At 65.7% G+C, this 24,743-nt stretch carries 19 protein-coding genes; 3 read left to right on the forward strand and 16 right to left on the reverse strand.

Annotated elements, in window-relative coordinates:
- Nucleotides 1-14: 14 nt before the first annotated feature.
- The 7 genes from lldD to QE379_RS13195 form a co-directional block, all read right to left on the reverse strand.
- On the reverse strand, nt 15-1,169 hold the full coding sequence (gene lldD / locus QE379_RS13165; RefSeq protein ID WP_307001080.1) for an FMN-dependent L-lactate dehydrogenase LldD: 1,155 nt from the start codon (nt 1,167-1,169) through the stop codon (nt 15-17).
- 4 nt (nt 1,170-1,173) lie between these two features.
- Nucleotides 1,174-1,905 carry an SDR family oxidoreductase gene (locus QE379_RS13170; protein ID WP_307001081.1) on the reverse strand — a complete coding sequence of 244 codons (732 nt, stop codon included), beginning with the start codon at nt 1,903-1,905 and terminating at the stop codon, nt 1,174-1,176.
- Nucleotides 1,902-2,288: an L-rhamnose mutarotase gene (locus QE379_RS13175; protein WP_307001083.1), complete on the reverse strand. Its 387-nt coding sequence runs from the start codon at nt 2,286-2,288 to the stop codon at nt 1,902-1,904. The genes QE379_RS13170 and QE379_RS13175 overlap by 4 nt, the downstream gene beginning before the upstream one ends.
- Nucleotides 2,285-4,372, reverse strand: a complete 2,088-nt coding sequence (locus QE379_RS13180; protein WP_307001084.1) for a right-handed parallel beta-helix repeat-containing protein — start codon at nt 4,370-4,372, stop codon at nt 2,285-2,287. The genes QE379_RS13175 and QE379_RS13180 overlap by 4 nt, the downstream gene beginning before the upstream one ends.
- 177 nt (nt 4,373-4,549) lie before the next feature.
- Nucleotides 4,550-5,257 carry a GntR family transcriptional regulator gene (locus QE379_RS13185; RefSeq protein WP_307001086.1) on the reverse strand — a complete coding sequence of 236 codons (708 nt, stop codon included), beginning with the start codon at nt 5,255-5,257 and terminating at the stop codon, nt 4,550-4,552.
- A gap of 75 nt (nt 5,258-5,332) precedes the next feature.
- Nucleotides 5,333-6,610: an MFS transporter gene (locus QE379_RS13190; RefSeq protein ID WP_307001088.1), complete on the reverse strand. Its 1,278-nt coding sequence runs from the start codon at nt 6,608-6,610 to the stop codon at nt 5,333-5,335.
- Nucleotides 6,607-7,728: a mandelate racemase/muconate lactonizing enzyme family protein gene (locus QE379_RS13195; protein ID WP_307001090.1), complete on the reverse strand. Its 1,122-nt coding sequence runs from the start codon at nt 7,726-7,728 to the stop codon at nt 6,607-6,609. The genes QE379_RS13190 and QE379_RS13195 overlap by 4 nt, the downstream gene beginning before the upstream one ends.
- Before the next feature lie 299 nt (nt 7,729-8,027).
- On the opposite strand from QE379_RS13195, the gene QE379_RS13200 reads away from it, so the two are divergent.
- The 3 genes from QE379_RS13200 (at nt 8,028) to QE379_RS13210 (ending at nt 13,477) form a co-directional block, all read left to right on the forward strand.
- Nucleotides 8,028-10,694 (forward strand): TonB-dependent receptor, encoded by a 2,667-nt coding sequence (locus QE379_RS13200; RefSeq protein ID WP_307001092.1) that lies wholly within the window; start codon nt 8,028-8,030, stop codon nt 10,692-10,694.
- A gap of 158 nt (nt 10,695-10,852) precedes the next feature.
- The gene (locus tag QE379_RS13205; RefSeq protein ID WP_307001093.1) at nt 10,853-11,950 is read left to right on the forward strand and encodes a hypothetical protein; all 1,098 of its coding nucleotides are present in this window, start codon (nt 10,853-10,855) and stop codon (nt 11,948-11,950) included.
- 12 nt (nt 11,951-11,962) lie between these two features.
- Nucleotides 11,963-13,477, forward strand: a complete 1,515-nt coding sequence (locus QE379_RS13210) for a TIM-barrel domain-containing protein (protein ID WP_307003216.1) — start codon at nt 11,963-11,965, stop codon at nt 13,475-13,477.
- Nucleotides 13,478-13,573: 96 nt separating this feature from the next.
- Here the strand turns inward: QE379_RS13210 and QE379_RS13215 are convergent, their stop codons facing one another.
- From QE379_RS13215 to QE379_RS13255, 9 genes are all read right to left on the reverse strand, one after another.
- A complete protein-coding gene (locus QE379_RS13215; RefSeq protein WP_307001095.1) occupies nt 13,574-14,545 on the reverse strand; it encodes a DUF4880 domain-containing protein in 972 nt (323 codons plus the stop codon).
- Nucleotides 14,535-15,044 (reverse strand): sigma-70 family RNA polymerase sigma factor, encoded by a 510-nt coding sequence (locus tag QE379_RS13220; protein WP_307001097.1) that lies wholly within the window; start codon nt 15,042-15,044, stop codon nt 14,535-14,537. The genes QE379_RS13215 and QE379_RS13220 overlap by 11 nt, the downstream gene beginning before the upstream one ends.
- Before the next feature lie 160 nt (nt 15,045-15,204).
- A complete protein-coding gene (locus QE379_RS13225) occupies nt 15,205-15,885 on the reverse strand; it encodes an energy transducer TonB (RefSeq protein ID WP_307001099.1) in 681 nt (226 codons plus the stop codon).
- Nucleotides 15,886-15,935: 50 nt separating this feature from the next.
- Complete coding sequence (locus QE379_RS13230; RefSeq protein ID WP_307001101.1) at nt 15,936-16,343, reverse strand: biopolymer transporter ExbD; 408 nt, start codon at nt 16,341-16,343, stop codon at nt 15,936-15,938.
- Nucleotides 16,344-16,346: 3 nt separating this feature from the next.
- On the reverse strand, nt 16,347-17,156 hold the full coding sequence (locus QE379_RS13235) for a MotA/TolQ/ExbB proton channel family protein (protein WP_307001103.1): 810 nt from the start codon (nt 17,154-17,156) through the stop codon (nt 16,347-16,349).
- Nucleotides 17,153-18,955 carry an ABC transporter ATP-binding protein/permease gene (locus QE379_RS13240; RefSeq protein WP_307001105.1) on the reverse strand — a complete coding sequence of 601 codons (1,803 nt, stop codon included), beginning with the start codon at nt 18,953-18,955 and terminating at the stop codon, nt 17,153-17,155. The genes QE379_RS13235 and QE379_RS13240 overlap by 4 nt, the downstream gene beginning before the upstream one ends.
- A 26-nt stretch (nt 18,956-18,981) precedes the next feature.
- The gene (locus QE379_RS13245) at nt 18,982-21,726 is read right to left on the reverse strand and encodes a pitrilysin family protein (RefSeq protein WP_307001107.1); all 2,745 of its coding nucleotides are present in this window, start codon (nt 21,724-21,726) and stop codon (nt 18,982-18,984) included.
- A gap of 2 nt (nt 21,727-21,728) precedes the next feature.
- Nucleotides 21,729-22,514, reverse strand: coding sequence for a TonB-dependent receptor domain-containing protein (locus tag QE379_RS13250; protein ID WP_307001108.1), 786 nt, complete (start codon nt 22,512-22,514; stop codon nt 21,729-21,731).
- Nucleotides 22,465-24,288 (reverse strand): TonB-dependent receptor, encoded by a 1,824-nt coding sequence (locus QE379_RS13255; RefSeq protein ID WP_307001110.1) that lies wholly within the window; start codon nt 24,286-24,288, stop codon nt 22,465-22,467. Before QE379_RS13255 ends, QE379_RS13250 begins: the two co-directional genes overlap by 50 nt.
- Nucleotides 24,289-24,743 lie beyond the last annotated feature (455 nt).

Here is a 24,743-nt window from a genome sequence, read left to right on the forward strand (position 1 = left end):
ATGATCCCTTCAAGCTATCGGATGGATGGAGATTGGACGAGAATGTCGTCGGTGATCGCACGCACCGAGGCCGCGCCGGTCAGCGTCATCGCCACGCGCATCTCCTGCGCGAGCATGGTCAGCATCCGGTCGACGCCCGCCTCGCCTTGCGCCGCGAGCGCCCAGAGCCAGGCCCGACCCAGGAGTACGCCTCGCGCGCCCAAAGCCAGCAAACGCACGACGTCGAGGCCCGAGCGGACGCCGGAATCGGCCAGCACGGTCAGGCGATCACCCACCGCCGCCGCGATTCCGGGCAGCGCCGCCGCCGTGGACAGCACCCCGTCGAGTTGCCGCCCGCCATGGTTGGAAACGATGATCGCCTCCGCGCCATAATCGGCGGCGGCGCGGGCATCCTCGACGTCGAGCACGCCCTTTATCAGCAGCGGGCCGTCCCATTCGGCGCGCAGCCATTCGAGATCGCGCCAGATGATGCCCGGATCGAAATTCGCGCCCAGCCAGCCCATATAATCGTTCATGCCGCTGTCACGGCCGAGCACGGGCTCCAGATTGCCCAGCCGGTGCGGCCGCCCGCGCAGGCCCACGTCCCAGGCCCAGCCGGGCTTGCCGAGCGCCTGCATGACGCGACGCGCCGGGCCGAACCGCCCCGACATGCCCGAATGCGCGTCGCGGTAGCGGATGCCGGGGATCGGCATGTCGACCGTGAACACCAGCGCTTCCGCCCGCGCCGCCCTGGCCCGCGCGATCAGTTCGCGCATGAAGCCCCGGTCGCGAATGACATAAAGCTGGAACCACAAGGGCCCCTCGGGCAGCGCGGTCCGCACCTCGTCCATCGCGCAGATGGCGACCGTCGACAGGGTGAAAGGCACGCCGTGCCGATGCGCCGCACGCGCCGCCTGCACCTCGCCGCGCCGCCGGAACATGCCACCGATGCCGACCGGGCCGAGCACGACCGGCAAGGGCATGTCACGGCCGAGGATCGTCGTGCCGAGGTCCACATTCGCGACATCGCGCAGCACCCGCTGGCGCAACGTCACCCCGCGCAAGTCCTCGACATTGCGACGAAGCGTCTCCTCCGCAAAGGCCCCGCCATCGGCATAGTCGAACAGGAAGCGCGGCAGCCTGCGCCGCGCCGCCGTCCGGAAATCCTCGACGGATGAGATCGTCGCCATGCGGTCAGGCCATGGTCCAGCCGCCATCGACCGCCATCAGGCAGCCGGTGGTATAGCCGCTTTCGTCACTCGCCAGGTGCAGCGCCAGCGCCGCGATCTCGCTCGCCGTACCGATCCGGCCCATCGGCTGGCGAGCGACGAAGGCGGCGCGCGCCGCTTCGGCATTCCCCGTGGCGGCAAGCCGCTCGTCGAGCGAGGGCGACTGCACCGTGCCCGGACAGATGGCGTTGCATCGTATGCCAAGGCCGACATAATCCACCGCGACCGACCGGGTCAGGCCCGCCAGCGCCCCCTTGGACGCGCAATAGGCCATGCGGTTGGGCACGCCGATCATCGCCCCCGCCACCGAGGCGATGTTGACGATCGACCCCCGACCCGCCGCCACCATCGCGGGCAGCACCGCGCGGATCACCCGCATCGTCGCATGGACGTTGAGATCGAACGACAGCGCATAGCCGCGCTCGTCGGTGTTCAGTATATCTCCCGCATCGACATAGCCCGCGCAGTTGACCAATATGTCGAGCGTCCCCACCCGCTCCGCCAGCGCATCGACCGCCGCCGCGTCGAGCAGGTCGGCGACGACCGGCGTGCATCCGGCCAGTCCCGCCAGCGCGTCCCCGTTCCGGTCGAGCGCAAAGACCGTCGCGCCCTCGCGAACGAACATCTCCGCCGTCGCCCGGCCTATCCCCTGCGCCGCGCCGGTGACCAGCGCACGCTTTCCTTCCAATCGCTTCATGCCTGTTCCGTTTCTTTGCTATGATCCGACTGCCGAAAGACGCGCACCGCCTCCGGCCATGCTTCGCCATCGGCGAAGGGCGGTCGTTGCAACGCTCCCATCCGCACATGCCATTGGTCGATCGCCGCCTGCACATGGCGCTCGGCATCGAGCGCCTCGGGATCGAAATCGGGCGTCACGTCCATCAACATCACCAGCCGACAGCCCGCCCGATAGATTTGCAGTTCGGCGATCCCATGGCGAAGCTGCGCCGCGATCACCTCCGGCGGCGTGTTGCCCGGCGCATGGGCCTGGTCATAGGCGGCGACCGTCGCCGGATCGTCGGCCAGGTCCATGATCCGAACGATACGGCGCGTCGCCATGCCAGCGGGCGCGTCGCTCACTTTTCGGGCTCCACACCGGCACGGTCCATGATCGCACGGGCGGCGGCGGGCCATGCGCCGCCCTTCACCAGCATATTGTCGACCGCGCGATTGTTCAGATAGTCGGTCCATGCGCCGGTCTGGCGGCCGGAATCATACCAGTTCTTCTCGGCGACATTGTCCATCGCGGTACGCAGCGGCAGCATGTCGCCCTGCGAATTCAGGTTCAGCCAGACACCGACATTGCTGACGACATTGTTCCGCATCGTGACGTAGCGCGATCCCTCGTCCAGATAGAGCGCGATCCCGCCCGGCACGTCATAGACGTAATTCTCCGCGATCAGCGCGCCGGGGTCCGCCGACAGGTGATAGATGGCACCGCCGTCCGGGAACCAGCTTTTCACATTGTGCACGCGATTGCCCAGGATGACCGTGTCGCGAAGGATGGTCGGCGTGTCGTAGACGCGATTGTCAGGGTGATCGTAATAGCCCCGGCTCGCCACCCGGTAAGCCGGGCTGCCGCCCGGATCGTTGGTGCCCCAGCCCCAGCCGACATCGATCCCGTCATAGGGCGCGTCCGACACGTCGTTGTGCACGATGACCGCGCCGGTCGCATAGGTGACCAGGATGCCCGCCTGTTCGTGGTAATCCTGCGACACGCCCTTGACGATATTGTTGCGGATCAGGATGTCGCGGACCCCCGCTTCCGGCACGGCGGGGTGATGCGCGTCGGGCGTGATCCCGCCGACCATGATCGCGCCGCCCGCCAGATCGAGGAAGCGGTTGCGCTCGATCGTGATCGCGGTCGTGCCCATGCCGATGCCGCGCTCATTGGCGTCGGCGTTGTTGCCGACCCCCAGCGCGATCTGGCCGAGATGGGTGAAATCATCGCGCTCGAACCGGATGCGGGTGGCCGCCGCGACCTGGACGGCGGCGGGCTGCTGATGCCAGCGGTTACGCGTCGTCTCGAAGGCGCGGCACCCCCAGCTACAATCGCGGATCGGCTGGTCGGGATAGTCGGGCACCCGTCCCGACAGGAACGCGCCGCTCTGCTGGCTGGCATAGCCGTCCGGGCCGGAAGGGGCGAGCCAACTGGTATGCTGGAACGACAGCCCGACAAAGGCCAAGTCGCGGACCGGAACGTCATAGGTGCCGCCGATCGCGACCAGCGATTGCAGCGTCGGCATCACCACCTCCGCCCTCGCCATGTCCTCGCCCGCGCGCGGCTTATAGTAAAGCTGCCCCTTGGCGGGGTCGGCATAGAATTCGCCGCCCTTCTTCAGAAAGGCGAGCGCGTTCACCAGGAAGAAGCGCGCCTTCTCCCCCGACAGCGGCTGGGCGATCGTGTCATAGCCGATGATGCTGTTCTGCCAGCCCGGCTGCTTCATCACGATGCGGTTGCCGTCGATATGGTCGACCACGGCGTGACGGTGCGTGAACCAGCTCGTCCCCTCCACCTCCATGCGGCCCTGGTCGGGCAGGTCGGCCAGGAACCGCCATGCCGGATCGACGATCTCGATCCCCCAGTCGTGGAAGGCGAAGGCGCGGCGCGACGCCTCGACGGTGGCGCGCTTGGCCATCCGCCCCTCGACCCAGATCTGGCGCGGGGCCGAGCCCATCGGGATCGACGCGACCCAGATGCCGCGCTGGGTGTCAGCCAGTCGCCAGCCCGTCACGCTGGTGCCGCCGGACAGGACGGGTCGGGCATTGGGGGCCGCTTCCCAGCGGACGACATGGCCGTTCTGCCCGCCGTCCGCCGCGCCGAACTGGAGCGGCGCGGGCAGGCGATAGACGCCGTCCATCAGCCGGACGGTGACGTCGCTCCCGCGATTGAGCTGCCGGACCGCCGCCTGCGCCCGCGTCAACGTCGCGAACGGACGCTCGGGCGAGCCGTCCCCGGCATCGTCGCCGCGCGGCGACACGGTGACGACCACCGGCACGCCGGCGGGTCGCCGCAGGATATGCGGGGTTTCGAGCATTTCCTCGGCGGTCGCGGGGATCGGTTCGGGGGGAATGGACGGCGCGGGCAGGGTCTGCGCCACCCCCGGCGCGGCCATGATCGCGGCGGTCATCCCGGTCGTGAGCAACCCAAGCAGCTTCCGCATCGCCTTCTCTCCTATTGTATGAAAGTCTTGCCCCGCATTCCGGACGCCGGTCGGCGGAGAATGCACGACGTCGGTCGCGACCGACGGGTCGGCCGACGCTATCGTCACGGGATCACCCCTCGATGCGCCGCGGTGTCGAGCGCCCCCTTATGGCGGGCGTCGATCACGCGCATGCCCTCACTCCATGCCGAGGATCCGCTGCAACGCCTGTTTGAAATGCATCGCCAGCGCCGCCTCCGCCGCATCGGCATCGCGCCGCGCGCAGGCCTCGAGGATTTCGAGATGCTCGCGTAGCGTTCGAAGCGCCAGCGGCGTGGTCACCAGCCGATCGAGCCGGACGAGCGTGACGTAATTCTTTAACCGCCGTGCGGTGATCTCGATCAGCGGATTGCGGAGCGCGGTGATCAGCGCGCCGTGCAGCCGCTCCTCCATCTCCTTCAGCCGCGCCTCCTGCTCGGCATGAAGGCCGTTCTCCTCCAAATCGGCGATCAGCGCGCGGTGATCGGCCAGCATTGCCTCGATATCGCTGGCCTCCCCCGTCTCGGCCAGCGCGCGGGCGCCCGGCCGCTCCAGCAGCGAGCGGAACTGATAGGTCGAGCGCGACAGTTCCAGATCGGCCTTGATGAAGCGGATGCAGGATCGCGAATGGATCGAGACCAGCCCCTCCGCCTCCATCGTGCGGAGCGCGTCGCGGAGCGGCTGCACCGTGATGCCCAGCCGCTTCATCAACAGGCTCTGCGACAGTTCCGCGCCCGACGGAATGGTCCGGTCGAACAGCCCCTGAAGGATGGCGCGATACGCCTGCTCGGCCAGCCCCTGGGTCTCCTTGGGCGGGGGCGAAGCCGCGGTTTCGGTTTCGGAATGCGATATCTTGGTGCGTGCCATGGCAACCTGAATAGGGTGGATCGGCACGACGGATCAACATCGCGCGCGCGCGAAGGGAAATTGATATGTCAGCCATCACCGCACACTGCGGATCGGCAGGACGAAACAGGCTCCGATCAGGACGAATGCACCCGCGACCATGAAGAGCAGCGGATAGTCGTTGCCCGTCATCCCCAGCAGCATCGCGGCGAGCACCGGGCTGAGGATCTGGGGCACGTTGACGGCGGTGGTCAGGATACCCAGATCCTTGCCGGTATCCTCCGCCGATCCGGTTCCGGCGGGCAGGACCTGCGTCATCAGCGCCAGGTCCACCGACATGAACGCGCCATAACCCAGCCCGATCAGCACGGCATAGGCGAACATGCCGCTGGCATTGGGCTGGATCAGCGGTGCGCTCACCGCCACCGCCATGATGATGCCCGCCGCGAAGACCAGCGGCTTGCGACGACGCAGGCGATCCGACAGCCAGCCCGAGACCAGCCCCGACAGGACCAGCGCGACGAAGGTGACCGAGGACAGCCGCGCGATCATCCCATTGGCATCCCCCTGCGACAGCCCGACATAATCCTGAAGGATATAGAGCAGGTAGGTGACGATCGCCTGATAGCCCATATAGATGGTGAAGCGGCCGAGGAACGCCCAGGCGAAATCCGGGTGCTGGCGCGGATCGATCCAGAAGGATTTCAGGAATGCGCCAAGATGGAAGGGCGGTGCCGGGGGCAGCGCCTCGCGCGGTTCCCGGTTGAGCGCGACGAAGCCCAGGCAGGCGACGATGATGGCGATCCCCAGGATCAGATAGGCGCGCGGCAGGTCGTGCGCGAGCAGGCCGCCGAAGATGGTGCCCGCCGACACGCCCGCCGTCATCGCCGCGCCGACCACGCCGGACACGAAGCCGCGCTGCTCCTCGACGAAGCGATCCGCGACGATGGTGGTGATCGCGGGCTGCATCGAATTGAGGCTGACCGTCGCCACGATCCAGAAGGCGGTCACCGACACGATGCCGGAGCCATGGGGAACCAGGATGATGGCCCCGCCCCCGATCACGCCGCCGATCACGATCCACGGCGTCCGCCGCCCGAAGCGGCTGCGCGTCCGGTCCGACAGCGCCCCGGCCAGCGGCGTCACCAGCGTGCTGAATACCGAAGTGATCGCGAAGACGATGCCCAATGTCCGGGTCTTGGTCGCGGGGTCGATATCCTGGATCTGGTTGGGCAGCAGGACGCCCAGCACGCTGGCATAGAGGGTCAGCAGCACGAAGAAGACGATGCCGAGGCTGACGATCAGCCGCCAATGCCGCGCCGGACGGGGCATCGCCCCTCCCGCCGCCGCCAATGAGGGACGCGACATCGTCATGCCGGGACCGACGGGCTGGTGCTGGACAGTTCGGGCCGGCTGTGGTGGCGCCGCGCCGCGTCGCTCAGCCGCAAGCCGTGGCCCGGCTGGTCGCTGCCGTAGATCTTGCCATCGCGGATACGGAAAGGCTGCTCGACCAGATGGTCGAAATTCTGGAAGCTATATTCCAGCCACCGCACGCCGGGCAGCGCCAGCGCCATGTTGACCCCGATCTCCAGGAAGCTGTTGCCCAGCGTCACCTCGACATTATGCTCCCCCGCCAGCCACGCGGCGCGCATCACGTCGCCGACCTGGCCATGGACGTTGAGCATGTCGCAGGCCTGCGCCTCCAGCAACCGCCGCTTGCCCGTCAGATCCAGATACTCGCCCGAATTGACATAGGTCACGCCCTGCTGGCGGATGAGCCGCAGCCCGTCGATATCGTCACGCGGAACCGGGTCTTCGACCCAGTATATCTCATGCCCCGCGCGACTGAAGCAGCGCAGCGCCTCGATCGTGCGCTGCGCGGTCCAGGCTTCGTTGGCGTCGACCATGACCTTGCGCCCCGCGCCCACCGCCTGGCGCAACAGGTCGAGACGGTGCAGGTCGCGCGCCAGATCGGGATGGCCGACCTTGATCTTGAACGCGTCATAGCCCTGCTCGGCCGCGTTGCCGAACAGCTCGGTAAAATCCGCGTCCGACAGGTGGAAGTCCAGCCCGCTGGCATAGACCGGCACCGATTCCCGATCGCCGCCCAACATGCGCCACAGCGGCATGTCCTGTTGTTGCGCGAGCAGATCCCAGACCGCGTGCTGGATCGCCTCCTCGAACGGTAGCGTCATCCGCCGGGCATTGCCGCCGCGTGCATGGCGCACCGCCATCGCCAGTTCGATCGGCCCCTTGCCCTCCAGATTCGGCCAGGCCTGTTCGGCGAAGATTCGCGCGATCTCGTCCGCGTCGGGCAGGACGGTGAACAGCGCCTGGACGAAGCCCAGGCCCACACGCCCCTCGCCGTCGATCAGTTCCAGCGTCGCGACATTGACCTCTTCGCTTCGCACCTGCGAGTCGCCGACGGGGCGGATGCGCGGATACTGAAATCGCGTGATACGGAATTCCGTCAGCGTCGATCGCTGCCCCATCACACCTCTCCTATTCTGATATATCAAAATACATATTCAATTGGATTCATCGTGCAAGCGATTTTTGGATGCGCGTGAAGACATTCCGGTCATTGTCTTCTGTCGCACCCCGCCCTCCTCTTTGTGAGCCATCCCCCAACACACCACTTGCACAAATCAAATTTCCCGATATTGATATATCAGAATCACGTAAAGATGATTTTCAAAAGGAGGGGCAAATGGCTGTAAAAATGGCTTTATTGTGTGGCGTGGGCTTGGTTGCGGTATCGGCACCGGCTTTCGCCCAAACTCAGGATGGTTTGTCGCCGAGCACCGCCTCTCCGGGGGCGCGTGGCACCGACCAATCGGCAACGCCCGCCGATGCGGATGCGCCGTCCTCCGCCGACATCATCGTCACGGGCCTGCGCGCCAGTCAGCAGGCCTCGATCGACCTCAAGCGTGCGGCGATCAATCAGGTCGACTCGATCACCACGCAGGACATCGGCAAATTGCCGGAGCAGAATGTCGCCGAGTCGCTCCAGCGCATCCCCGGCGTGACCATCACTCGCAACGGCGGCGACGGGCAGTTCGTCTCCGTTCGTGGCCTGGGTCCGCAGTTCAACGTCGTGACGCTGAACGGACGTACGCTGGCGACCGACAATATCGGTCGCGAGTTCAGCTTCGACATTCTGCCGTCCGAACTGATCGCGGGCGCGGACGTGTTCAAGAGCCCGATGGCCAGGCTGAACGGCGCCAGCATCGGCGCCACAGTCGACATCCGCACGCTTCGCCCGCTGACGCAAAAGTCGTTCGTCCTCGCCGGGTCGTTCGACATGCAGTATGACGACCTGTCCGCCAAGTGGAACCCGCGCGCGTCCGCCGTGGTGAGCTGGCACAATGCGGACGAGACGATCGGCGCATCGCTGGTGGCGTCCTATCAGAAGCGCAACGTCCGGGTCGACTCGTTCGACATCGGTGCAGGCTGGGTCCGCCACAGCAATAATGACGATTATTATAAAGGTCGCGTCGCGTCGTCGGTCGGCACCTTCAACAACGTCATCATGCCGTCCAACATCTCGCCCTCCATGTCCTTTTCGGACCGTGAGCGGATCGGCCTGAGCGGCACCATACAGGCCAAGGCGACCGAGGAACTGACCTTCACCGGCGATGCCTTCTACTCGCGCCTCGACCAGCTCGATACCGGGAGCGGCCTGGCCTATGACTTCAGCGGCGGCACCCTGTCGAAGATGGTGGTCGGGTCGAACAACCGCGCGGTTTACCAGCAGTTCACGGGTGGCACGATGGACCAGATCGTGACGCGGACGCCACGAAAGGCCGACACGCTGCTCATCGGCGGCAACCTGACATGGGATCACGGCCCGCTCAAGATCAGCGGCGATCTGTCGGCATCGCGTGCGACTCGACGCGGCAATGACGATCAGTATTTTTCGACGATCCGGCGCACGAATACGACGATGGAGTGGGATAGCCGAACCGGGTCGCCCATCTTCAACCTCGCCTTCAGCAATCCAGGCTATGCCAACGCGCCTACCGATCTATCGCACATCGGCGCCCATTACGAATTCGCGGGAGGAACGAACACCACCGACAAGACGCTGGAAGCCCATATCGATGGCGAGTGGAGTCCGACGGACGACGTCAAGATTTCGATCGGCGCCGCGCGGGAGAATCGCGACAAGCTCGCGAGCACAATCGCACAACCCGGTGCCTCGCAATGCGCCTTTTGCGGCGGCCAGGTCTATTACCCGCTGCCGTCGTCGCTCTTCTCGGTTACCCCGTCCAACTGGTTTCCGGGCTATGACGGCAACACGATCCGTCAGTGGGTGACCTATGACCCGCGCGAAATGGCGCGAACGCTGGCCGGCTTCAAGAGCACCGCACCGGGCTTCGTCGGCTATCAGCGGCCCGTCTACGATCCGGCGCAAAGCTCCGTGGTCAAGGAGCGGGTGTGGATCGGCTATCTGATGTTCGATGTGAAGACCGAACTCGGCACCATGCCGCTGGCGATCAACACCGGCGTCCGGTTCGAGGATACCAGCTTCAGTTCGGACGGCGCGGCCCAGACCATCATCAGCGCGGTGTCGAACGGCACCGGACAGAATACGATCGTGCTGTCGCCGGTCGTGCCGGTCGGCTTCAAGGGGCATTACACCGACCTGCTGCCGTCGTTCAACGCGCGCCTCGACCTGACCGACAAGCTGGTCATCCGCGCCGATGCGTCGCGCGTCATGAGCCGTCCGACCCTGACCGATCTGTCGCCCGCGCAGTCGATCCTGTCCAACCCCGGCAACGAACAGATCACGCGCGGCAATCCCAACCTGCTGCCGTTCCGGGCGTCGCAGGTCGGCGCGGCGGTCGAATGGTATATCGATCGCTACTCGCTGCTGTCGGGCGCGGTGTTCTACAAGAGCATCGACAGCTTCGTTTCGCGTTCGACCTCCCCGCAGAAGGTCGATCAGATCACCTTCCAGGTGAACACGCCCACCAATGGCAAGGGCGCGGTGGTCAAGGGCTTCGAGCTGAACTACCGGCAGGCGTTCCGCAACCTGCCCTCCCCGCTCGATGGCCTGGGCGTGCAGGCCAATTACACCTACACCGCAAGCGACGCGAATTATGAGAATCAGGTCACCGGAACCAGCTATGGTCTGGAGGGCCTGTCCAAGAACTCGTACAGCCTGGTCGGCTTCTACGAGAAATACGGCCTCCAGGCGCGCGTCGCCTATAGCTGGCGCGACAAATATCTCGCCCAAGCCAATGGGCGTAATGGTTTGCCGCTCTACTTCGCCAGCTATGGCCAGATCGACGCCAGCCTGATGTACGACATCAATTCGCACCTGACGCTGAGCGCCAACGCCCTGAACCTGAACAATGCCAAGGAGTTCACCTATTCCGAAGTTCCGGAGCAGGTCTTTGGCTACCGGTTGACCGGCCGACGCTACCTGATCGGTCTGCGGGCGAAGTTCTGACGCGCGATCCGTGATTCAAGGGGGCAGCCAGCCCTGATCTCCGGCTGCCCCCGAACATCATTGACTGCTTCGATAATAGCGTAAAGCTACATATCGAAATCACGGCTCCTCCGGCCTTGCCGAGAATGGGCTGACGACAGTTCGACTCGGGGAGTTCGATGGACCATTTCACCTTTTCCCGCCGCGCGATGCTCCAGAGCGCAACGGCCATGGGTGCCATCACGACCCTGCCATTTCGGGCCAAGGCGGCGGTCCCACGTGCGGATCTCTCGATCCCCGTCGATGGCGGAACGCTCGAACTGACGGCCTTGACCGAACGGGCCGTGCGGGTGCGTTTCACCCGCCGACCGCTGACCCCGATCCTGACGATGCCCGACATCCTGGCCGATCCCGGCCAGCATTTCCCGGCGGCGGTGGTTTCGAAGGGGGCGGCCCCTTCCCTCCGTCTGCCGGCGTTGCACTGCACCTTCGATCGGTCGTCGGGCGTGTTGAGCTTTCATGACGCGGGTGGCCGGTTGCTGCTGCGCGAGACGCCGGGCACGCGCTCGCTGGTCGATGCCAAGGTCCGCGACCATGCGACGATGGCCGCGACGCAAGGATTCGACTCCGCGCCGGACGAGCGCCTTTATGGCACCGGCTGCTTCCAGGATGGCGCGCTGAACCTGCGCGGACTGCCGCGACGGCTGACGCAGGTGAACACGCAGATCAGCCTGCCCTTCGTCCTGTCCAGCCGTGGCTATGGCCTGCTGTGGCACAATACGGGCCTCAGCGAACTCAACCCACCCGAGGGGCGCGTCGATCTGGCCCTGGTCGGTTATGACGGCGGGGCAAGCAATGTCGACGTCACCACGACCAACGGCAACGCGACCGTGGCGCGACGGCCCGCGATTTTCGAGGGCCGCTTCACGGTCACAACGGCGGGCGATCATGCGCTGCTGCTCGACCTGGGGCGCAAGATGACGTCGCGCTATCATATGGAGATCGACGGCAAGCCCCTGTTCGACTTCGCCAATCGCTGGCTGCCGCCGACGACCAGCACGATCACCCCGCTGAGCGCGGGCGAGCATCTTGTCCGGGTACGGGCGGAGAGCGACGAGGCGCCGGTCCTGCATTTCGGTCCCGTCCGCCCGATGACGCAGTGGCAGTCGCCGGTCGCCGAGGCGATCGATTATGTCGTGATCGCGGGGCCATCGGCGGACGAGGTGATGCGCGGCTATCGCGACCTGCTCGGCGCGGTCCCGATCATGCCGCGCTAGGCCTATGGCTTCATCCAGTGCCGCGAGCGTTACAACAGCCAGGCCGAACTGTTGGAGAATGCCCGCGAATTCCGCCGCCGACGCCTGCCCGTCGATGTCATGGTCCAGGACTGGCAATATTGGGGCAAATATGGCTGGAGCGCGATGCGCTTCGACGAGGTCAGTTATCCCGATCCGGCCGCGATGGTGAAGGACCTGCACGCCATGGACATGCGGTTCATGCTGTCGGTCTGGGCGGCGATCGGCCGGGATTCGGAACTGGGGAAACAGGTCGCTGGCCTGGGCTATTATATCGAGGAAACCAACTGGGTCGACATGTTCAACCCGGAGGCCGCGCAATTCTACGCCAGGAACCAGTCGCGTCGGCTTTCGACCCTCGGCATCGACGCATGGTGGCAGGATGCGACCGAGCCGGAGAATGACGATCTGGCGGGTCGTGAGATGTTCGGCGGGCCGGGCGAACGCGTCCGGCTCACCTATCCGCTCCAGGTATCTCGGACCGTCTACAACGGACAACGCTCCTTCGATCCGGGCAGGCGCGTCATGATCCTGACCCGATCGGCCTTTCTGGGGCAGCAGCGCTATGCCTCCGCGACATGGTCGGGCGATATCGGCAGCGACTGGGATACGCTGCGCCGCCAGGTGCCCGCGGGGCTCAACATGGCGGCGGCCGGTTATCCCTATTGGACGGTCGATGCGGGCGGCTTCTTCCGGCCGGGTAAGGGGCAATATACCGACCCGGCCTATCACGAATGCTTCCTGCGCTGGCTGCAATATGCCACCTTCCTGCCGCTCCAGCGCGTGCATGGCTATCAGACCGACACCGAACTCTGGCGCTTCGGCGAGACGGTCGAGCGGGTCGGACGGCAATATCTCGAACTCCGCTATCGCCTGATGCCCTATCTCTATTCGATGGGGGCGGATTGCTGGCGGACCGGCGCGCCGTTGATGCGGCCGCTGGTCTTCGACTTCCCGAACGACGCCAAAGCGCTCGACCAGACGCACAGCTATATGTTCGGCCGGGCGCTCCACGTCGCGCCGGTGCTGAAGGGCGGGGTCGAGCGGTGGCCTGTCTATCTGCCGTCGACGCCCGGCGGCTGGTATGATTACTGGACCGGCGAGCGACGCCAGGGCGGACAGGTCCATGACGTCCCGGCCCCGCTCGATCGCATCCCGGTCCATGTCCGCGCGGGCAGCATCGTCGCGCATGGCCCCGTGACCCAGTCGACCGCCGAGAGCATCCGCGACCGCATCGTGCTCCACGTCTATCCGGGTGCTGATGGGTCGTGCGAAGTCTATGAGGATGGCGGGCTCGACTATGCCTATGAACAGGGCGACCATGCCATCGTCACCTGCCGTTGGAACGACGCGACGCGTACCCTGACCCTTCGCCGCGCCGCAGGAAAGCCGGTCGGCGCCTATGCCTCAAGCCGTTTCAAGGCTGTCTTGCACGGACAGGGTGGCGACGTGGCGGAACCTGTTGAAATGACCTTCGGCGTGAAGGGAGCCTCCCATCGCTTCCGGTAGCAAATTCCGTGCTTAGGATTCAGGCCCCATGGCTGTCCGAATCATTCCATAACGCGAAAGGATGCGTGGCCAGCGAATAACAGGAAGAGTGATCCGTCAGCCCGGTTCGATACGCAGGAAGAAGCGTCCGAACCGGACGATGCGGATGGGGAACAACGAGGCGATCATCTCCAAAGTCTCTTCGGTCCTGTCGAGATCGAAGACACCGCTCACATGAATCCGTGCCGCCTGCTCGGTGATGGACAGGATGCCCATCTGATAGGGACGGACGGCGTCGATCAGCGCGCGCAAAGGGCGGTCGTGAAGGATCAGCTTGCCCTCCACCCAACTGGCGGAGTTCAGGACTTCGTTCGACGCCAGTTCGACGAAGCGGTCGCCGTCCCACTGGATTCCCCGGCCCGGCGCCAACATCCGCGAGGCCGAACCTGGCAGGTCGACGAAGAGGGGATGATCGACAGCGATCGCCTGGCGTACGCCCGCTCGATTGACGAACATCGCCCGGCCTTCCCGCCATTTCGCCCGCAACCCGCCGATCGCCACGCCGAAGGGCGTCTCGGCCGCCCTGGCGTCGACGAGCGCGATACCTTCGTCGATCGTCAGTCCATGCCTCCGCCCGCCAGGGGCCACCAGATCGGCCGCGCTGCGGGCGTCCAGCATCAGCACGCTCCCGTCCGGCAGGTCGAACCGGCGGCGCTGCCCGGTCGAGGTGCGATATTGCGCGAAGAGGTCCACCAGCGGGGTCACGCGATCGGCGAGCAACAACGCCAGCACGGATGCCGCCACCGCGCCGCCCCCCTTCCGCAGCGCGGCGCGGCGGGAGATCGCGTGACGGTCGATCGAGGCGGCAAGCGCGGCGCCACTGACGCTGGTCGACACGGAATGGAATGGCGCCAGGGCACCGTTGAGGCGGTCCCAGGCGCAACGATGCGTGACATCGTGGGCCAGCCACGCGTCGAATTCGGCGCGTTCGGCGGGTGTCAGCGCATCCTCGCGCACGGCCATCATCCAGCCGATCGCTTCGTTCACGACGTGCGGCGATGGCGTCACCGGCATGGCCCTATTCGTCATCCTGAAATTCATGATAACAGCGTTGCATCACCGCGGCGATGTGCTTGCGCGTCATGCTGACCGAAATGCCCAGCCGTTCCGCGATCTCCGCATGGCGAAGCCCATCGATCTGGCTGAGCAGAAAGGCCGTCCGCGCCTTGGCGGACACTGGTCGCAGGACGCGCTCGATCCGCCGGAGCGCCTCGAGGATGATGAGGCGGTCCTCCGCCGACGGTTCGAGCGCGGGCGGCAGATGGGCGACGGCGGCGGCATATTGAAGCCGGACGATGTCCTTGGCGCGGAGGTCGGACATCAGACGCCGCGCGATCACGGTCATGACCGCCCGCGGCTCCACGATCGTCTGACGCGCGGCGATCGTGATCAGCCGCAGCATCGTCTCGGCCGCGATATCCTCGGCCAGATGCGCATGGGTCATTTGCGGGCGAAGCCACCGGCGCAACCAGTCGTGATGCAGGCGGAAGATGCCATCCAGCGCGACGGAAGGCTCGGCCGCCGACATTAGAGGCGATCCCCCCGGAGGCACGGAAGCCCCAGCATGTTCGAGATATCCGACACGATTGCCCCCCATCCACCGCATGGTCCGCCGCCAGACATATCCTCTCGAATCACTTGTTTCGGAGGAGTGTATGCGCCCGCCGCTCCATGTCGAGGGGGCGTTTTCAACGGGCGGTGCTGATCGAGAATTCGATCGGCACGGTCAGCGCCAGATCCTGGTCGCCGATCGACGCCGGAGGCGGCGGCAGACGGACGCGATGCAGCAGGTCCAGCGTTTCCTCTTCCAGATCGACGAACGGGCTGCGACCGACGATCCGCACGTCGCGCACCTTGCCCGCGCGACTGACGGTGAAGCGGACGACGATGGTTGCTTCCTCATGGGCGAAGCGCGCCGACGCCGGATAGCGTTTGGCCGCCTCCAGACGCGCCAGGACCATCGACTCCCAGTTCGGCTTGGCGTTGGCGTCGCTGTTGATGGCGCTGGCGGTCCGATCGCGATCGGCCTGTTTGACGGCGGCCGCCTGAACCGGAACGTCGGGCGCGGCAGGAGCGGCGGGCGGTGGTGGCTTCGACACCGCCGGCGGGGGCAGCGTGACATCGTCATGCGCCAGCGCGGTGGGCAGCTTCAGCTTGTCCAGCGGTGAGGGCGGCGTCGGCGGCGCTGGGGTGGGCTGCGGCTGGTCGGGTTGCCGTTGCGGCCGCGGCGGTTGCGGTGCGGGCGATGGCGGCAGCGGCACCAGTTCCACAGCCAGGCTGGGCGGTGCCGCTATGACCTGGAGAGGCTGGCCGAATTTCAGCGCCAGGCCCAGGATGATGCCGCCGTGGAGCGCCGCTGCGACCAGCAAGCCGGGCGCAAGCCTGCGCCATTCCGATGGTGATCCCGGATCGCCCATCCCTACCGCTCTCGCGCGGCCAGGGCGACGCGGGTGTAGCCCACCGCGCGAAGATCGTCGAAAATGTCCATCAGCGCCTGATAGGTCTGGGTCTTGTCGGCGGCCAGCAACAGGCGATCATCGGCGCGGGCACCGGCGGCGGCCAGCGCGCGGCCGAGTTCGCGGCGAGACGTGGGGCGATCATTGACCGACAGCGTTCCGCGTGCGTCGATCGATACGACCACCGGGCGCGTCGCGGGCGGTGTCGCCTTCGCGTTCGATCCCGGCAGGTCCACAGACTGCGACACGTTGGACGCCTGTGCCGCGACCATGAAGATGATGAGCAGGACGAGGATCACGTCGATGAACGGCGTCAGGTTCAGGTCGGCGCATTCCTCCAGATCGTCGCCGAGCTTGTTCGATATCGCCATGGCTCAGGCGCTCCGCGCTTGTGGGATGAAGGCGGCTTGCTGCCGTCCCGCCGCCAGCGCCATATCCTCGATCTCACGCCCGGCAAGCCCGGCGACCAGCGTCGCGGTCATCTCCAGTGCGCCGCGATAGACGGCCAGGCGGCGAACCAGGTAGTTGTACATCACCGTCGCCGGGATCGCCGCGACCAGCCCGAGCGCGGTCGCGAGCAACGCCTCCGAAATGCCCGGCGCGACGACGGCGAGGCTGGTCGTCTTGGCCGCGGCGATCCCGGTGAAGCTGTGCATGATGCCCCACACCGTTCCGAACAGCCCGACGAACGGACCGACCGAACCGATCGACGCGAAGACCGGCAGCCCGCGTCGCATCGTCGCCACCGCATCCCCCTCGATCCGGGCGATCCGGTCCTCCGCCCGCTGACCGGCGCCCGCGATGCTCCCGGCCTGGATCAACGATGCCGATTGCGCGATCTCATCGACCGCCGCCTGCGCCATCCTCGCGGTCGCGGGGTCCAGCCCATCGACATCCGACAGCCTTTTGGCGCTGGCGAGCCTGACGGTCGCCGCCTTGACGGCCGGCAGCCCCGACCGGAACTCCCTCAGCTTGACGACACACAAGGTCCAACTGACGAACGAGGCCGCGAGCAGGATCAGCATGACCGCCTTCACCATCGGTTCCGCGTTCACGAACATGGCAAAGGCGTCGAAATCGACCCGAACCGTCGTCCCGCCGGAGGCCTGTGCCGCGGCGATCCCCGGAGCGGCCAGCGCCGCAGCTCCGATGCCGATGGCAATTTGCGTCAATTTACCTGTCATCTGTCGATCTCCGGCAACGCGGCGTTGGATTGATCCGCCATCACGCCCTCGGCGACCGGCGGTGACGGCATGGTGGCGGGGCGCAGCGACCAGCCGCCCTCGCGTAGTTCCAGCATGAGGTGGTGGAACGGAATGATGCTGGTGCGGTGCGCGACGCTGACCACGGTCGCGCCCGCTTCGACCAGCAGGCCGTACAGCAGCGCCTCGGTCGCGACGTCGACCGCACTGGTCGCTTCGTCGAGGAAAACATGGGCGGGCTTGCTGATGAGGAAGCGGGCGAAGCCGATCCGCTGCTGCTCCCCTAGCGACAGGATGCGCGACCAGTCCTGTTCGGCGTCGAGCCCGCCATGATAGGCGACCAGATCGCCCAGATTGACGCGCCGCAGCGCCGCCAGCAGCACCTCGTCCTCGACATCGCCAGCATCCTGCTTCGGGTAGATCAACTGGCTGCGGAGCGTGCCCAGCATCATATACGGCTTTTGCGGCATGAACAGCATCCGCTCCAGCGGTGGCAGATCCAGCCGTCCACTGCCCCGCGTCCACAAGCCGGCGAGGACGCGCAGGAACGAACTTTTGCCAACGCCCGTCTGGCCGACCACGATCATGCGCTGACCGGGCTCCAGGTCGAAGCTGATATCCCGCACCAGGCTGCGTTCGCCGCCCGGCGTCTGATAGGTCACATGATCGACCCGGATCGAATCGCCGCCACGAAACAGCGCGATGGAATGTTGACCGGGCTTCTCCGCGCGCGTCCGGTGCCGCTCTTCGATTTCCCGTGATTTTTCTAAAACTTGCGCAAGACGCACGGCATTGGGCGCGACATGGGACAAGGTCGGGATCAACCTTTCGAAATTGCCGATCGCGCTCTGGATGACCATGGTCGCCATTGCGGCCGAGGCGATCGCACCGAATTCGATCTTCCCCGACAGATAGAGCGGGATGACGAAGATCAACGGCAGGGCGAACTCCGCCAACTCGAACAGCCGTATGAAGAACTGGACCCGAACGTCGTTCACGATGTTGCGGACCGATTGGCGCACGGCGTGGCGCAGGCGGGTGTCGATCTGCTGGCATTCGGCCTCCTCACCGCCATAGAAGGCGATGGTTTCGGCATTGTCGCGAACGTGAAGGACGCCGTAGCGCAAGTCCGCCTCGGCGATCTTGACGTCCCACGCAATGCCGATTCCCGGCCGGTAGACATAGAAGAATGCCAGAATGCGGATACCGGAAAGCACGAAGATCGCCGGTGCGATCAGCGGCGATATCCGGGAAAGTAGCGCCATCTGGATCGTAATCGAAAAGCCGATCGAAAAGATCATCGGAGGGAAGGCAACCAGTGCCTTGCACAGCGGAGCGATCTCTTCCTGAATCCGCTGGTCGGGGTTGTCGATGTCCCTGTCGATATTGATGTCGTAATAGGCACGATTGGCCAGATAGCGGTCGACGAGCAAAGTGGTCAGAAAGCGGCGCCAGTGCACTTCGAGATAGCTGGTCACGAAGTCGCTAACCCAGGAAACAACTCCCTTGCCGACGAACAGGGCAGCGATCGTCAGGGTCAGCGGCCAATATGTATCCACGCTCTTCGCGACGAGGGCGTTGGTCTGCTCCCCGACAAGCTGGGTGTTGTAGCCGCTCGCCACCGCATTCAGCGCGTTGCAGGTGAAGGCCGCCGCCAATAGCGCCCATGGCGTCCACGCCCACCGCCGCAGCCAATAGGGCCATACCAGCAACGCCACGCGGCGGAAGAAGACGGCGTTGATCTTGCGATCGCGGGGATCGACCACGATACGCGATCGCATCGTCCCGGTCGTGCTGCCCGACGCCTTCATGCCAAGGGCTCCGCGACGACCAGATCGGACAGCCCCGCCTCCGCGACGGAAGCGGCAATGGCACGCGCCTCGCCTGTCATCATACAGACCAGCGCATCCGGCTCCGGCAATAGCGGGATCGCCGCCGCCGCCAGTTCATCCGGCGTCAGCGCCTCGACACGATCGCGATAGCGATACCAATCGTCCGGCCCCCGATAATCGTGATCATGACCCGATTGCAGCGCGTTGACCGTGTCGACGGCCTTTTCGTTGAGCCGCGCCAGACGCTGTCGCTCCGATCGCCTGAACGCCTCGATCTCCGATGCCCGCACGGGGTGACTGCCACGAAGACCGTCGACGATCGTGCGCAACTCGCGCAAGGCGGGCCCAGCCAGCGCAGGTTTCACTTCGGTATGGACGACACCATAGCCGGGCCCATGGCGGGGGACCAGTTCACCGACCTGCCCCTGGACGCCATAGGTCCATCCCAGTTCCTCCCGCAGCCGCAAACCCGCGCGCGCGCCGAAGTCACCGGCCAGCGCATGGCCCAGACAGGCGAAGCGAAGCAGTTCGTCCTCCTCCAGTCGATGGGGCGACCGCCAGTAGAGCGACACGCGCGCGGACTCGCGCCCCGGCGCGTCGATGATGCGGATACCCGACCGGACCGGCGCGAGATCGAGCCGTGTCGGCGGAGAGAATGATTCCGACCCGGCCCAGGACGCCAGTATCGCCTCCGCCAGCGCGGTTGCCTCCTCCATATCCATGTCCGCCGCGAGAAGCAGAAGCGTTTCCTCGGGCTGCCATGCAAAGCCATGGAAGTGCCGCATATCCGCCATCGTCAGCCGCTGGTCGATATCGGTGGCTGCGGGCATGGCACCCGCCAGTCGGTGGTCAGCGCCCAGGACGCACGCATTGGCAAGGGCATAGGCCAGCGCGGCGGGGGTGCCCGCGCGCCCGCGCGCATTGGCCGCCAGCGTGGCGACCATGGTCACCTGATCGTCCGATCCGAAGCGCGGCGCGCTCAGCAGGTCGGCGAGCAATGCCAGCGCACTCGGCAACGCTGGCCGCAACCCGCTGATGTCGATGGTCGACCGGTCGAGCATGGCGCGGGCGGCGACCTTCAGCCCCGCGCCCGACGCACGATCGGCCAGCGCGGCGGCATCGTCCCCGCCCGCACCGATCGCCATGCCCGACGCGATCACCTGCGCGATCCCCTCCAGTCCGTGCGGCTCGAAGGCCGTGCCGCCGCGCCCGATCGCGCGGAGATGGAAGCGCGGATCGCCGACGCGGCGCGCCAGCCGCAGGCGGGCTCCGCATCGCAGCCGCACCTCATGATAATCGGGCGCATGGATCATCGCCGCCGCCGGATCCGCGATGGCCGGTGCGGACAGGGGCACTTGCTCCGCCACGGTGCCCGGCCGCACCTGATCGACCATCAGAACGAAGCGATCGCGCCCCAGCCAGCGCCGGGCCGCGCCGCGAATATCCTCGTCTTCGAGCTCCCTGATCAGCCGCACTTCACGATGGAACCAGTCCGCGTCGCCGTGGAGCAGTTCGCCTTCCACCAGGGCGCCCGCGCGCCGTTCGAAGGATTCCATATCCCGCATCCGGTCGGACAGCATCCGCACGCGCAAGGCCTCCAGCCGATCGGCGGGCAGCGGGCTCGACACGAAGTCGGCGACGGCGCCGTCGAGCAAATCGGCAATATCCGCGACGGGTGCCGCGCGCAGTTCGGCGGATATCACGAACATGCCCGATGCGCGGCCTTTGACCACCGATATGTCGATGCTCGACGCGATCGGCGCATCACCCGTCGCGAAACGCTGGTGGAGCAGGCTGGAGCGGCCGTTGCCCAGCAATTCCCCCGCCATGGCCAGCGCGACATGGTCCCGCGCACTGGTGACGATGGAGGGCGTGGACCATGCCTGGTAGAACAGGCCGGGCCGCTGGATCCTGTCCGCCACGCGCAAGACGCTCTCGCGCGGCATGGCATCGAACCGGGCCAACCGCCTCGGGGCGGACGGCACCGGGGCGATCCCGGCAAAATAGCGCGTCACCATGTCCAGCGTTTCGGCACGGTCGATCGCCCCGGTGACCACGACCACCGCGTTCGCCGGACCATAATGGGTCCGGTGCCAGTCGCGGAGCGTCTGGGCGGTGACCGCTTCGATATCCGCGACATGGCCGATGACGGGATGCTTATAGGGGTGACCGGCGGGGAGCATCCCGTCCGCCAGCCACTCGAACACCTTGCCGAGCGGCCGGGCTTCGTTCTCGCGCTTTTCCTCCAGGATCACGCTCCGCTCCCGCTCGATGATGTCGGGATCGAGGCTGTCGGCGAAGTTCGCCATGCGATCCGCCTCGGCGAACAGCACATATTCCAGCAGATGCGCAGGGATCGTCTGGACGTAGCGCGTCTGGTCCGGCTCGGTCATGGCATTGACCGAGACGGCCCCCGCATCGAGCATTCGCGTGACATAGCTTCCCGGCAGCGCCCGCGTACCGCTGAACATCATATGTTCCAGGAAATGCGACAGCCCGGTCTGTCCCCTTCCCTCCTCCATCGCCCCGACGCGGTAGCCGACGCAGACATGGACCAGCGCGGTCGTGCGATCGGGTTGCAACAGGACGGTCAGGCCGTTGGGCAGGACGTGCCGCTCCGCCGTCATGGCGATCGCCGCCGCCAGCGATCGGCTGTCGAGACGCCAGCCCCGCGCTTCCGAAAGCGTCGGGACCGGCACTTCGGCAACGGACGCGAACATCTTCAGAACGATCCGCGCAGCGTCAACAGCGCGGTGCGCGGTTGACCGTAATAGCTGCCCATGCTCGCCATCACGGTCGAATAATATTTCCTGTCGAACAGGTTGGTCACATTCGCCTGAAGCGACAAGCGGGGCTGGATCATGAACTTCAGCATCGCGTCGACAGTCGCGTATCCGTCGCGCGGCGTGTAGACATAGGTCGTCTTGAACTTCCTCGTCGGCCGATCATAGGTCTGCAACCTCGCATAAGGAGCGACGCTGCTTTCGACATGGCCGCCAAGTCCGACGATCAGCCTGTTGTTCAGGACGGGAACGCGCCACGTCGCGAACGCCTTCAAGAGATGATCGGGCACCTGCTGCTGCAGCGGGACCAGGCTCGCCGTCGTCAGGACGGTGCCCGCCTTCTGGCTGGAATGCGTATAGGTATAGGACGCGTCGAGGTTCAGACTGCGGGTCAACGCGCCCTGCACCTGGAATTCGAAGCCCTTGCTCCGGTTTTCGGTGCCATCCGTCAGGTAGCAGCATTGGGATCCGGTCGTCGGATTCTGCGAATAACGGCCCGACGGATCGAAGACCGGCGTATTGCGGCTACGGATGTAGAAGATGGACTGCGACAGGTTCAGCGTGCCGTTCGCCAGCGCTTCCTTCATGCCGACCTCCGCATTGGCGCCGGTCAGCGGCTTCACCGGATTTCCGTCGGCCTGATAGTAATTGAAATGGTCGAAGATCGTGTTGTAATTACGCGTAGAAGGAGACGGTCTTGGTGACGTCCAGTACCAGCCCGACATTCGGGTAGGCCAGGTTGCTGGTGCTGGTCGTGTTCGTAGAGATATCGGGCGCGACGCCCTGGCCATAATAAGTAGCGGTCTTGACCGCCGTCCTGTAACCTGAATACCGCTCCGCGATCGTCAGATGTGCCCAGGACCAGGGTGAGATGCGCAGCGTGGCGTAGGCACCATATTGAATCTGCTGATCCTGCGGATAGGCGGTCTGGTAGTCCAGGCTGTAATCGGACGCCGCAGGCTGCGGAAACCGGGCCGCATCGAACGGGATGATGACATAGTTCCGATAGGCGAAGAAACCCGAGATGTCGGCCAGGCTCTGGCGGATCAACTGATAATTTGCGCCGGTCGTCAGGTCGAACGCCACCTGGCCGATCGAAAATGTGCCGTGCACATAGCCGTCGAGCAGATACTGGTCCGAGCGCCTCTTGGCCCGAAAGGCGGTCGCCGTTCCCTCGTTCACGACACCCGGCCTTACGCCGATCTTCCCGAAGGTCGGGGTGAAGGCGAACGTATTGAAGTTGATGTCCTGCCACGTGATCTGCCCGTTCAGGCGCAGATCCCACTTGTCGAACAGCTTTTGCCGCAATTGCGCGAACACTTCGCGCGTGTTCGTGTTGGTGCGGCTCCACGGCGTGCACAGGCAGGTGCCGCGCGGCAGGTCGAGCAGCTTGCCATCGGCGTTGGTCGGCAAGCCCCAGAAGGGCGTATCGCGGCTGGTGCTGATCTTGCCGCCCAGGTTGATCGTCGTCGCGGTCGACGGCGTGACCTCCACATTCACATAGCCTTGCAGGAACCGGCGCGAGGCATTGTCATAGAAATACTCGTTGCGTTCGCCCGTCACCACCGTCCGCGCCTTCACCAGACCACCCAGCCATTCCGGGGAGGAGGCGTCGACCACGGTGCGAAGCTGGTTGTACGAGCCGCCCTGCACGGTGATGTCCAACATGCGATGGTCGAGCGGCCGCTTGCGCTCCAGGCCGATCGAACCGCCGGGCGATCCGACCCCGGTGAACGTCCCCGCCGCGCCGCGCTGGATGGCGACGCTGTCGTAGATCGACAGATCGTCGAGTACGGAATAGTTGGATGTGAAGTTGCCGTTGCCGGTCGCCCCGATGAAGATCGGCGACCCGCCGTCGATCTGCACATTGTTGATCTGGAAGCCGCGCGAGAAGAAGTTCGGCCCCTGCGCGGTCTGTACGGACGACACGCCCGGCAAAGCATCGAGGCCATCGGTGAAGCTGTTGATGACGCGATCGTCGATCTGCGTACGCGTCAGCACCGAAACCGCCTGCGGCGTATCCTTCAGCGCCAGCGGCGTCTTGGAAGCGATGGTCGTGGCGTTGGTCGTATAGCTGCGCGTGCCCTCGGTCGCGATCGGATCGCTGCTTCCGTTGGCACCCGCCGGTGTCCCGCCCGCTGCGACACCGGCACCGGCGGCCGTGACCCGCACCGTCGAGAGCAGCTTGCCGCCACCGTCGGCTCCGGGGATCGGAACCACCAGCCATTCGCCGCCAGCCGTCGTCTTCAACATCAAACCGCTGCCATCCAGCGCCATGCGTGCCGCGCTATCCGGTGCCATGGAACCGTTGACGGCCGGTGCCGACTTGCCGCGGACGGTCGCCGGATCGAAGGTGATCCGGCGGCCCGCCTGTGCCGCGATCTCGGTCAGCACATTGTCGAGCGACCCCGCCGGCACATGGAACATCACCTGGCCCGCTGCCGCATGGGCTGGCGTCCCCATCGCCACCCCCGCCGTCGCCAGCCAAAAGGCCATCATGCTACGTTTGACGTTGAATGTGTCCTGCATCTTGCCCACCCCATGCCGCCGGACTGACGGCCTCCACTGGCTTTGACGGGCGTCGCAACAAAAGTGTCACCTCCGAAACGGATTTTTTGTGGTTTAGGCGGTCATCCCCCCACCACTGGCCCGTACGCGCCGGCTCGGGATGCAGGCGGCAGAACGGTGGATGGGTTCGCCACGCAGCCGCTGACCTGGCAACTGCCGAGGGAGTGATCGCCCAACGTCGCGGTGGGACAATAGAGACGGGCGGGTCAGGCCCGTCTCAGGCCCGGGCTCCGGTCAATGCGCTGAAGGCCTGCTCATGCTCGAGCGCCCAAATACAGTGCGCCTAGAACGGCACGCGTAGCGAATGGCCGAGTAGGGTGATCGCGTAGACGACGCCGATCGACGTACCGCAGATCAATGGGTCCTGCCCCTGGATCAGCGCGCTG

It is taken from the genome of Sphingomonas sp. SORGH_AS_0879 (assembly GCF_030819175.1).
In the GTDB taxonomy this organism is placed as follows: domain Bacteria; phylum Pseudomonadota; class Alphaproteobacteria; order Sphingomonadales; family Sphingomonadaceae; genus Sphingomonas.